The sequence below is a fragment of the Azospirillum sp. UFLA03-27 genome (assembly GCF_059803775.1).
In genome coordinates, this window is record NZ_JAUQTX010000249.1 from 1 (window position 1) to 9,486 (window position 9,486).

Sequence of the window (9,486 nt, forward strand, 5' to 3'; positions counted from 1 at the left end):
GCCTCGGCGATCAGGGCGTTGGCGAAGACGCGGGTGTAGGTCGGGGCGTTGGACTTGGGCTTGGACTGGGCGCCGGTGACGACGTCGAACTTGGCGACCGCGTGCAGCTTGTCGGCCGAGGCTTCCGCCGGGCCGTAGCCCTTGCCCTTCTTGGTGACGACGTGGATCAGGACGGGCTTGTCGTCGCCGGCGTCGCGCACGTTCTGCAGCACGGGCAGCAGATGGTCCAGATTGTGCCCGTCGATCGGGCCGATGTAGTAGAAGCCCATCTCCTCGAACAGCGTGCCGCCGGTGACCATGCCGCGGGCGTACTCCTCCGCCCGCCGCGCCGCCGTGCGCAGAGGACGCGGCAGCTGCTCCGCGATGTCCTTGGCCAGATGGCGCAGGCTGAGATAGGGCTTCGACGAGATCAGCCGCGACAGGTACGCGCTCATCGCGCCGACCGGCGGGGCGATGGACATGTCGTTGTCGTTCAGGATGACGATCAGCTTGCTGTTCGCCGACCCGGCGTTGTTCATCGCCTCGTAGGCCATGCCGGCGCTCATCGCGCCGTCGCCGATCACGGCGATCACATGGTTGTCGCGGCCCAGCTGGTCGCGCGCCACCGCCATGCCCAGCCCCGCGGAGATGGAGGTGGAGCTGTGACCGGCGCCGAACGGGTCGTACTCGCTCTCCGACCGGTTGGTGAAGCCCGACAGCCCGCCGCCCGTGCGCAGGGTGCGGATGCGGTCGCGGCGCCCGGTCAGGATCTTGTGTGGGTAGCACTGGTGCCCGACATCCCAGATCAGCCGGTCATCCGGGGTCTGGAACACGTAATGCAGGGCGACGGTCAGTTCGACGACCCCCAGCCCGGCGCCCAGATGACCGCCGGTCACCGACACCGCGCTGATGGTTTCCGTCCGCAGCTCGTCGGCCACCTGCCGGAGCTGTTCTGGCTTGAGCGCGCGCAGGTCGGCGGGGGTGTGGACGAGGTCGAGAAGCGGCGTCTTGTCGTTGAGGGTCACGTTCGAAACGTCCTCCGTTCAGGTCCGCCGCGCGACGACGAAGTCGGCGACCGCTTTGAGGATATCGGCGCGCCCGTCGAAGATCTCCAGGTGCGCCTTGGCCTGGACGGCCAGCATCGCGGCCTGCGAGCGGGCGCGGTCCTGCCCGAGGATGGACACGAAGGTGGATTTTCCGGCCTCCGCGTCGCGACCGACCGACTTGCCGGTCTCCGCTTCCGTCCCCTCGATGTCCAGCAGATCGTCGACGATCTGGAAGGCCAGCCCGAGGTCATGGGCGTAGGCGCGCAGCGCGAGGCGCTGCGGCGGCGGGGCCTTGCCCAGGATGCCGCCGGCCTCGCAGGAGAAGGCGATCATGTCGCCGGTCTTCATGCGCTGGAGCCGCGTCGTCGTGCCGAGGTCGAAGGTCTCATGCTCGGCGATCAGGTCGAGCATCTGGCCGCCGACCATGCCGTGCGGCCCGGCCGCCTTGGCCAGCGCCGCCACGAGCTGGCAGCGCACGTTCGGGTCCTCGTGGGTCGCCGGGTCGGCCAGCACCTCGAAGGCATAGGTCAGCAGCCCGTCGCCGGCCAGGATGGCGGTCGCCTCGTCGAACTTGCGGTGCACGGTCGGCTGGCCGCGGCGCAGGTCGCCGTCGTCCATCGCCGGCAGGTCGTCGTGGACCAGCGAATAGCTGTGGACGAACTCCACCGCCACGGCGACGCGCAGCGCGCAATCCGGATTGACGCCGAACAGGGCGGCGGACTGGCACACCAGGAAAGGGCGCAGCCGCTTGCCGCCGTTCAGGCAGCCGTAACGCATCGCCTCCAGCACACGCGATTCGGGGAGGTCCGTGGTCGGCAGGAGATGCAGGATCGCACGCTCCACATCCGCCGCCATGTCGGCCATGGCTGTCTTGAGGTCGGTCTGCACGTCAGTCGATCCGGGCGGGTTCGGTGCCGAGGGTGCCGTCGGCGGCAACGGTGATGCGGTCGATCTTGGCCTGGGCCTCCCGCAGCTTCGCCTCGCAATGCCGCTTCAGCGCGGTGCCGCGCTCGTAGGAGGAGATCGCGTCGTCGAGCTTGCCGCGCCCGTCTTCGAGCTGGCGCACGATGCGCTCCAGTTCGGACAGCGCGTCCTCGAAGCTGAGGGCGGCGATGTCGGGGGGTATGTTAGCAGCGTCAGCCATGATCCATCCGGCCAATGATCCATACGATGGGGTGCCCGCGATGGGACCGAAACCCGAAATTATGGCTCAGCCCCCAAATGCGCAAGGCCCGCGGCGGGCGTATTCCGCTCCCACCGCAGGCCTAGCCGGAAGAACCAGCCTTAAAAACCGGCCGGAAAGAACCGGAAGGCTCAGCAATACATCAGTTCGCGCACATGCGCCGCGGTGGCCGAGGCCAGGGCGCGCAGATTGTAGCCGCCCTCCAGCACCGACACGATGCGCGCCCCGCAGTGGGTGCGGGCCAGATCACCCAGCTTGCGCGTGGCCCAGGCGAAATCGTCGTCGGTCAGGTGCAGTCCGGCCAGCGGGTCGCGCGAATGGGCGTCGAATCCGGCGGAGATGATCAGCAGGTCCGGTTTGAAGTGGTCGATGGCCGGCAGGATGATGTGGGTCATCGCATGCCGGAACTCCGGCGAGCCGGACATGGCGGCGAGTGGCGCGTTGACGCAGTTGCCGTAGTCGCCCTTCTCTCCCGCGTCGCCCGTGCCCGGATAGAGCGGCGACTGGTGGGTGGAGCAATAGAGCAGGTCCGGGTCGCGCTGAAAGATGTCCTGCGTGCCGTTGCCGTGATGGACGTCGAAATCCATCACCGCCACCCGCTGCAGCCCGTGGGCCGCCCGCGCGTGATAGGCGCCGACCGCGGCGTTGTTGAACAGGCAGAAGCCCATGGCCTTTTCATGCTCGGCATGGTGCCCCGGCGGGCGCACGGCGCAGAAGGCGTTGCGCGAATGGCCCGACGCCACCGCGTCCACCGCAGCGACCACCGCCCCGGCGGCGCGCAGCGCGGCCTCGCCGGAGCCGGGGGACATCACTGTGTCGGCGTCGATGCCGGCGTGCTCCAGCTCCGGCACCAGGGCCAGGATGCGCTCGACATGCTCCCGCGGGTGCGCCCGGGAGAGTTGCTCGAGGGTGGCGAGCGGCGCCTCCTGCCGTTCGAGCATGTAGAATTCTTCGGTTTCAAGCGCCGCCAGCACCGCACGAAGCCGGTCAGCGCATTCCGGATGGCCCAGCCCTGTGTCGTGGTCCAGGCAGGCGGCGTGGGTGAACAGGGTGGTGAACATGCTTTTCTGTCTTTTTCGTTCGTGTTCGAGGCATTTCCCTGCACCCATTCTTCCCGGATCGCTAATGAAAGTACAGGATGATTGCGGGGCTTATCGTCACATCCCCCAACCGCCACCCCCACCCCCTTTGCGCGGCGGACGTGCAAGGCATCCCGTTTCGCGGCTCCGTCAGGCGCAGCGTTCGATCACGAAACGGTAGACGCCCCCTTCCTCCACGCTGGAGGCCAGCCGGTTGCCGGTGGCTTCGCAGAAAGCGGCGAAATCCTTGGGCGCGCTGGGGTCGGTCGCCTCGACGGTCAGCGTCGATCCGGGCGGCACCGTCTTCAGCGCCTTGCGCGCGCGCAGCACCGGCAACGGGCATTGCAGCCCCTTGGCGTCGAGCGTCTGGTCGGCCATCGTTCCTTGCACTCCTTCGGGCACCGCCGCAACGATTCGAGGCGGCGAGTCTAGAACGGTGGCGCCCGCGCCTCAACCCGTTGAACAGTGGTTTCACAGAACGGGGAACATTCTTTCGACTACGGGACATCCACGGGTAGACAGCGCGGTACACTCTTCCATATGATTGAACACGAACGATAAACGGCGGTGCTGCGGCGCAAGGGTTGGGCGCAACGGTTCGCTGTTGCTTGGCGCCGATGGAAACGGTCGTTTCATGAACATTGCCGATCTGCAGAGCAACGCACGGCGGGCCAGCACGCTGCTCAAAGCCATGAGCAACGAGCGCCGCCTGCTCATCCTGTGCTACCTGACCGAGGGTGAGAAGTCGGTCGGCGAGTTGGAGGAACTGGTCGACCTCAGCCAGTCGGCCCTGTCCCAGCATCTGGCCCGCCTGCGCCGCGACAAGCTGGTGCGGACGCGCCGTGCAGCCCAGAACATCTATTACTCGCTGAACGGGCACGAGGCGCAGACCATCATGGCGACGCTCCATGAATTGTTCTGTGCCCCTGTCAGCCGCAAGAAGGACGATGAGTCCCCCGCCTCCGCCGAAGAGCCCAGCGGCGCTTCGGCCTGAACGCGGCTCCCTCTCGGCTCAAGCCTTTTCGATGAAGCGCCGCCCGAACAGAAGAACCGCCAGGGCCAGGACCAGCCAGCCCAGGATGAAGGCGCTGCCCCCGGTCGGGGCCGTCATGGCGAAGGAGAGCGGGCCGCTGGTCGCCGTGGCGTAAAGCGTTCCGCTGAAAAGCACAGTTCCGGCCACGAACAGCCACCCTGACAAGCGCAGCGCCAAGCGCGCCGGGCCATCGGCGGTGCGCAGCAAAGCGACCAGGGCAATCAGGGCCAGGGCGTGCCACATCTGGTATTGCCCGGCCAGCCGGAACAACTCCTGCCCCCGCGGGTCGCCGGCAAGCCCGTGGCTGGCATAAGCGCCGGCCCCCACCGCAACCGCGCCATTCAGGGCCGCGAAGGCCACCCAAAGCCGATCAACCAGTCCCATACGTCCTCTCCACGCTGTCGTACCCGCGTTCCGTCCATCGCGGGCGGCGGGAAAAGTTCGATCTCGTAACCAACTGGCCCACCCTTTGCTTGGCTGGGCAGGCCGGCCATCTCATCCCCTTGGGAAACCGAGAGTCTGCGGCGGTCCGGCGCAAATTGATTTGCAAAATGCCAAAGGCTCGTCGTGAATCACAACATTCTGCACCGACAGCCACAAGACACCCTCCATATCGAACCGACGCCGCGCACGGCGCCGGTTTCCCCCAGCGCGCCGCCATCGCCCCTGGAAGACCGGCTGGTCGCCTGGGCCCTGGCGCGCGGTGGACGCCTGCTGGTGGTTGACGACAGCCCGACCAACCGCCTGCTGACCGCGGCGCTGATGCGCAAGGTCGGCTTCACGGTCGACACTGCGGACGGCGGGGCGGAGGCCGTCGCCTCCGTCGCTGCGGCGGAAGCGCCCTACGACGCCGTGCTGATGGACGTCGCCATGCCCGAGGTGGACGGAATCGCCGCGACCCGGGCCATCCGGACGATGACCGGCCCGCGCGCCGCGGTTCCGATCATCGCGGTCACCGCCCACGGCTTCGCCGAGGACCGCGACCGCTGCGTGTGCGCCGGGATGAACGATTACGTGCCCAAGCCCGTGCGCCGCCCCGAGCTTCTGGCCGCCCTGAAGCGTTGGCTGGAGCCCGGGATGCCCGAGGGCGAGACCGTCAGAAGGACGAGCCCGGCTCCTTGAGGAACTCCGCCTCCTCCGGCGTCGTCTCGCGGCCGAGGACCGCGTTGCGGTGGGGAAACCGCCCGAAGCGCGCGATGACCTTGCGGTGGCGTTCGGCGTAATCCACGACCTCCGGATCGCTGACCCGCTCCCGGAACAGGGTGCAGGACAGCTCCTGGCAGTCCATGTCCTCCTGATGCTCGAACGGCAGATAGAGGAAGATCCGCTCGTCCTCGGTGCATTCCAGGTCGTAGCCCTGCTCCACCACATGGCGGGCCACCGCCAGCGCCTTGCCGTCGGTCGCGAAGGCCCGCGGCGAACCGCGGAAGACGTTGCGCGGCACCTGATCCAGCAGGACGCAGAGCGCCAGACAGCCGTCCACATCCTCCAGCCAATGATCGTACCGCCCCTCCGCCGCCGCCTCGTGATGGGGAAGCAGCGTGTCGCGCACCGTCCGATCGAAACTGTCGGACTGGCGGAACCAGTAGGGCTTCATCGCTTCGTCGAACCAGAAATCCACGATCTCGTCGATCAGCCTGTCGGTCATCTGCACCACCTTCGCCTGGGAATGGGGTTTGCCGGTCAAGAGCCTCGCCCACAAAAGAACAGGGCGCCCGAAGGCGCCCTGTCCAGTCTTCAATCATCCACACCGGGCCGGGACGCGGCTCAGTGTAGGGTGCTCCACAGCTTGCGCTTGGTGGCGTACATCAGGCCGGCCAGCACGATCAGGAACAGGATCACCTTCACGCCCATCTGCTTGCGCGCATCCATGTGCGGCTCGGCGATGAAGGTCAGGAAAGTGCTGATGTCGTGGGCCTGCTGCTGCACCGTCGCCGGGGTGCCGTCGGCGTAGGTCACGCCGTCCGGCATCAGGATGTTGGGCATGCCCACCTGATGGCCCGGGAAGTACTTGTTGTAGTTCATGCCCGGCATCAGGGTCACGCCTTCCGGCGGGTTCTCCTCGAAGCCGGTCAGGAAGGCGTAGAGATAGTCCTCACCGCCGACGCGGGCCTTCGCCATCAGCGACAGGTCCGGCGGCAGGGCGCCGTTGTTGGCGGCGCGGGCGGCGTTGTCGTTGGGGAACGGCGACGGGAAGCGGTCGGCCGGGATGCCCGGACGCATGAACATCTCGCCCGCGTCGTTCGGACCGGCCTGGACCTCATAGCCGGCGGCGATCGCCTTCAGCTCGTCCTCGTTGAAGCCGATGCCGGCGAGCGTGCGGATCGGGACCAGCTTGGCCGAGTGGCAGGTCGCGCAGACTTCCTTGAAGATCTGGAAGCCGCGTTGCGCCGAGGCCTTGTCGATGGTGCCGAAGACGCCGCTGTGCGACCACTCCTGCTTGGGAATGTGCACCGCTTCCGACGCCTGCGCGGCGCCGGCCAGGCCCAGGGCGAAGGCCGCGGAGAGGATGGCAGACTTCAGAGAGCGCATTATGCCTTCTCCATGGGCTTGGCGTGGGCGCCGGCGGCAACGCGGCCACCGCCCTTCAGAACCGGTTCGCAGATGCTGGCGGGGAGCGGCAGAGGACGCTCCAGCTTGCCCAGCAGCGGCAGCAGGATCAGGAAGTGGAAGAAGTAGTAGGCTGTGCCGATGCGGGCGACCAGCAGCCACACGCCTTCCGCGGGCATCGCGCCGGCGTAGCCGAGGACCAGGGCGTCGATGGCGAGGATCCAGAAGAACTGGCGGTAGATCGGACGGAACTTGCAGCTGCGCACCTTGGAGGTGTCGAGCCACGGCAGGGCCGCCAGCACCGCGATGGCGCCGAACATGGCGAGCACGCCGCCCAGCTTGTCCGGGATGGCGCGCAGGATCGCGTAGAACGGCAGGAAGTACCATTCCGGAACGATGTGCGCCGGCGTGACCAGCGGGTTGGCCGGGATGTAGTTGTCCGGGTGGCCGAGGTAATTCGGGGCGAAGAAGACGAAGGCCGCGTAGAAGATCAGGAACACGACGACCGCGAAGCCGTCCTTGACCGTGACGTACGGGTTGAACGGCACGGTGTCCTGCGGGCCCTTGGCGTCGATGCCCAGCGGGTTGTTGGAGCCGGAGACGTGCAGGGCGGCGGTGTGGAGAACGACCAGGCCCAGCAGCACGAACGGCAGCAGGAAATGCAGCGCGAAGAAGCGGTTCAGCGTCGGGTTGTCGACCGAGAAGCCGCCCCACAGCCAGGTCACGATCGGGTCGCCGACCAGCGGGAAGGCCGAGAACAGGTTCGTGATGACGGTGGCGCCCCAGAAGCTCATCTGGCCCCACGGCAGCACGTAGCCCATGAAGGCGGTCGCCATCATGGCCAGCAGGATGAACACGCCGAGGATCCACAGGATCTCGCGCGGCGCCTTGTAGGAGCCGTAGTAGAGACCGCGGAACATGTGGATGTAGACGGCGATGAAGAACATCGACGCGCCGTTGGCGTGGACGTAGCGCAGCAGCCAGCCGTAGTTGACGTCGCGCATGATGCGCTCCACCGACTCGAAGGCGATGTGCGTGTTGGCCGCATACTGCATCGCCAGCACGAGGCCGGTGGCGATCATGATGACCAGCATGATGCCGGCGATGGCACCGAACGCCCACAGATAGTTGACGTTCCGGGGCATCGGATACTGGTTGTACTCATGGTCCAGCATCGTGAAGATCGGCAGGCGGCTGTCGATCCACTTCACAACGGGATTCTTGAACTGGGGGGCGTGAGCCTGAGCCATCTTGGGGTCTCCAGAACCTTAAGGGCCGCTTAGCCGAGCCGGACCGCGGTGTCGCTCGTGAAAGCGTACTGCGGAACGACGAGGTTGGCCGGGGCGGGACCCTTGCGGATGCGCCCTGCGGTGTCGTAGTGCGAGCCGTGGCACGGGCAGAACCAGCCGTCGTAGTCGCCACGCGGATCGGTCGGCTTCTGCCCCAGCGGCACGCAGCCCAAGTGCGTACAGATGCCGACGACGATCAGCCATTCCGGCTTCTTGACGCGGGCGTCGTCGGCGGCCGGGTCGCGCAGCTCGCCGAGGTTGACGGTGCGGGCCTCCTCGATCTCCTTCGCCGTGCGGTGGCGGACGAAGACCGGCTTGCCGCGCCAGGTGACGGTGATCGCCTGGCCTTCCTGGACCGGGGCCAGATCCACGTCGATCGAAGCCAGCGCGAGGGTGTCGGCGGCCGGGTTCATGCTGTCGATGAACGGCCACACGGCCGACGCGACACCAATGGCACCCACGGCCCCGGTGGCGAGGTAGAGAAAATCACGGCGGGAAGCCCCCTCGCCGCCGGGGGCCGCGTGGCCACCCGTCCCGGGCGGATGCGTGGTCTGAGCCATAAGCGTTAATCTCCTCAAGGCATACGCGGCGCGCCGAAGCGCCCTATGACACGTGGACCAGTGTTTATCACGACTTGACGGGCATGTCCGCTCACTGGGTGGGTGGGTGCGCGCCGCGTCGACCGGGGTTGTATCTCCCGGGTATCCGGGGTGCGGTATACAGTCGCGGCAACGCCTTGAAAAGGTTTTGTCATCGGGACAACTTGTCGCGCTTTGCGGTGCACCATTAGACATCGCTGAACCAAAAGGGAATTTCATGCGCCTCGTTCTCTTCGAACCGGACATTCCCCAGAACGCCGGGACTCTGATGCGTCTGGCGGCGGGACTCGGGGTGCCGCTGGACCTGATCGAGCCCTGCGGCTTCGTTCTGGATGACCGCAAGCTGCGCCGGGCCGGGATGGACTACATCGACCAGCTGGCCCTGGTCCGGCACAGCTCCTGGGAGGCCTACCGGGCGCTGCCGCAGGCCGGGCGGCTGGTGCTGCTGACCACCCGAGGCGCCGTTCCCTACACCGACTTCGCTTTCGCCCCGGACGACCGGATCATGGTCGGGCGCGAGAGCGCCGGGGTGCCCGACGACGTGCACGAGGCCGTCGACGCCCGGCTGGTCATCCCCCTGATGCCGCCCGCCCGGTCGCTGAATGTTGCGCTGAGTGCCGCGATGGTGTTGGGTGAAGCCCTGCGGCAGACGGCCGCATTGCCGAGACCCTCGCCCCTCCCCTCGCCCCTGTCTCTTATACACATCTCCGAGCCCACGAGACTATAAC

Annotated in this window: 13 protein-coding genes; 3 read left to right on the forward strand and 10 right to left on the reverse strand. The window is 67.2% G+C overall.

Annotation, left to right across the window (positions count from 1 at the left end):
- The 5 genes from Q4I23_RS26565 to Q4I23_RS26585 form a co-directional block, all read right to left on the reverse strand.
- Positions 1 to 1,004, reverse strand: a 1,004-nt coding sequence (locus Q4I23_RS26565; protein ID WP_498528201.1) for a 1-deoxy-D-xylulose-5-phosphate synthase N-terminal domain-containing protein, incomplete at its 3' end; no start/stop codon positions are given.
- An 18-nt stretch (positions 1,005 to 1,022) separates the two neighbouring features.
- Positions 1,023 to 1,889 (reverse strand): polyprenyl synthetase family protein, encoded by an 867-nt coding sequence (locus tag Q4I23_RS26570; RefSeq protein ID WP_052584429.1) that lies wholly within the window; start codon positions 1,887 to 1,889, stop codon positions 1,023 to 1,025.
- Positions 1,890 to 1,914: 25 nt separating this feature from the next.
- On the reverse strand, positions 1,915 to 2,169 hold the full coding sequence (locus Q4I23_RS26575; RefSeq protein ID WP_237905925.1) for an exodeoxyribonuclease VII small subunit: 255 nt from the start codon (positions 2,167 to 2,169) through the stop codon (positions 1,915 to 1,917).
- Between the two features lie 170 nt (positions 2,170 to 2,339).
- The gene (locus Q4I23_RS26580) at positions 2,340 to 3,269 is read right to left on the reverse strand and encodes a histone deacetylase family protein (protein WP_498528202.1); all 930 of its coding nucleotides are present in this window, start codon (positions 3,267 to 3,269) and stop codon (positions 2,340 to 2,342) included.
- 168 nt (positions 3,270 to 3,437) lie between these two features.
- On the reverse strand, positions 3,438 to 3,665 hold the full coding sequence (locus Q4I23_RS26585) for a sulfurtransferase TusA family protein (protein ID WP_137105360.1): 228 nt from the start codon (positions 3,663 to 3,665) through the stop codon (positions 3,438 to 3,440).
- Positions 3,666 to 3,921: 256 nt separating this feature from the next.
- Here Q4I23_RS26585 and Q4I23_RS26590 point away from each other — a divergent pair, with 256 nt between their 5' ends.
- Positions 3,922 to 4,281, forward strand: a complete 360-nt coding sequence (locus tag Q4I23_RS26590; protein WP_454016950.1) for an ArsR/SmtB family transcription factor — start codon at positions 3,922 to 3,924, stop codon at positions 4,279 to 4,281.
- 18 nt (positions 4,282 to 4,299) lie between these two features.
- Here the strand turns inward: Q4I23_RS26590 and Q4I23_RS26595 are convergent, their stop codons facing one another.
- Positions 4,300 to 4,704, reverse strand: a complete 405-nt coding sequence (locus Q4I23_RS26595) for a DUF423 domain-containing protein (RefSeq protein ID WP_498528203.1) — start codon at positions 4,702 to 4,704, stop codon at positions 4,300 to 4,302.
- A gap of 333 nt (positions 4,705 to 5,037) precedes the next feature.
- Between Q4I23_RS26595 and Q4I23_RS26600 the strand changes: the two genes are divergently transcribed.
- On the forward strand, positions 5,038 to 5,442 hold the full coding sequence (locus Q4I23_RS26600; RefSeq protein WP_498528204.1) for a response regulator: 405 nt from the start codon (positions 5,038 to 5,040) through the stop codon (positions 5,440 to 5,442).
- Here Q4I23_RS26600 and Q4I23_RS26605 read toward each other — a convergent pair.
- From Q4I23_RS26605 to petA, 4 genes are all read right to left on the reverse strand, one after another.
- Positions 5,417 to 5,968 (reverse strand): DUF924 family protein, encoded by a 552-nt coding sequence (locus Q4I23_RS26605; protein WP_014198446.1) that lies wholly within the window; start codon positions 5,966 to 5,968, stop codon positions 5,417 to 5,419. The genes Q4I23_RS26600 and Q4I23_RS26605 overlap by 26 nt on opposite strands.
- Positions 5,969 to 6,087: 119 nt before the next feature.
- Positions 6,088 to 6,852: a cytochrome c1 gene (locus Q4I23_RS26610; RefSeq protein WP_145627345.1), complete on the reverse strand. Its 765-nt coding sequence runs from the start codon at positions 6,850 to 6,852 to the stop codon at positions 6,088 to 6,090.
- Entirely contained in the window at positions 6,852 to 8,120 is a 1,269-nt protein-coding gene (locus tag Q4I23_RS26615) for a cytochrome b (RefSeq protein ID WP_119506531.1), read from the reverse strand. Before Q4I23_RS26615 ends, Q4I23_RS26610 begins: the two co-directional genes overlap by 1 nt.
- Before the next feature lie 29 nt (positions 8,121 to 8,149).
- On the reverse strand, positions 8,150 to 8,719 hold the full coding sequence (petA, locus tag Q4I23_RS26620) for a ubiquinol-cytochrome c reductase iron-sulfur subunit (protein WP_014198445.1): 570 nt from the start codon (positions 8,717 to 8,719) through the stop codon (positions 8,150 to 8,152).
- A gap of 256 nt (positions 8,720 to 8,975) precedes the next feature.
- Here petA and Q4I23_RS26625 point away from each other — a divergent pair, with 256 nt between their 5' ends.
- Complete coding sequence (locus tag Q4I23_RS26625) at positions 8,976 to 9,485, forward strand: tRNA (cytidine(34)-2'-O)-methyltransferase (protein WP_498528205.1); 510 nt, start codon at positions 8,976 to 8,978, stop codon at positions 9,483 to 9,485.
- Position 9,486 lies beyond the last annotated feature (1 nt).

Coding starts and splice junctions, on each gene's coding strand:
- Q4I23_RS26585 (WP_137105360.1), bottom strand. CDS start 3,665: ATGGCCGACCAGACGCTCGACGCCAAGGGGCTGCAATGCCCGTTGCCG.
- Q4I23_RS26605 (WP_014198446.1), bottom strand. CDS start 5,968: ATGACCGACAGGCTGATCGACGAGATCGTGGATTTCTGGTTCGACGAA.
- petA (WP_014198445.1), bottom strand. CDS start 8,719: ATGGCTCAGACCACGCATCCGCCCGGGACGGGTGGCCACGCGGCCCCC.
- Q4I23_RS26595 (WP_498528203.1), bottom strand. CDS start 4,704: ATGGGACTGGTTGATCGGCTTTGGGTGGCCTTCGCGGCCCTGAATGGC.
- Q4I23_RS26575 (WP_237905925.1), bottom strand. CDS start 2,169: ATGGCTGACGCTGCTAACATACCCCCCGACATCGCCGCCCTCAGCTTC.
- Q4I23_RS26590 (WP_454016950.1), top strand. CDS start 3,922: ATGAACATTGCCGATCTGCAGAGCAACGCACGGCGGGCCAGCACGCTG.
- Q4I23_RS26625 (WP_498528205.1), top strand. CDS start 8,976: ATGCGCCTCGTTCTCTTCGAACCGGACATTCCCCAGAACGCCGGGACT.
- Q4I23_RS26570 (WP_052584429.1), bottom strand. CDS start 1,889: ATGGCCGACATGGCGGCGGATGTGGAGCGTGCGATCCTGCATCTCCTG.
- Q4I23_RS26615 (WP_119506531.1), bottom strand. CDS start 8,120: ATGGCTCAGGCTCACGCCCCCCAGTTCAAGAATCCCGTTGTGAAGTGG.
- Q4I23_RS26580 (WP_498528202.1), bottom strand. CDS start 3,269: ATGTTCACCACCCTGTTCACCCACGCCGCCTGCCTGGACCACGACACA.
- Q4I23_RS26610 (WP_145627345.1), bottom strand. CDS start 6,852: ATGCGCTCTCTGAAGTCTGCCATCCTCTCCGCGGCCTTCGCCCTGGGC.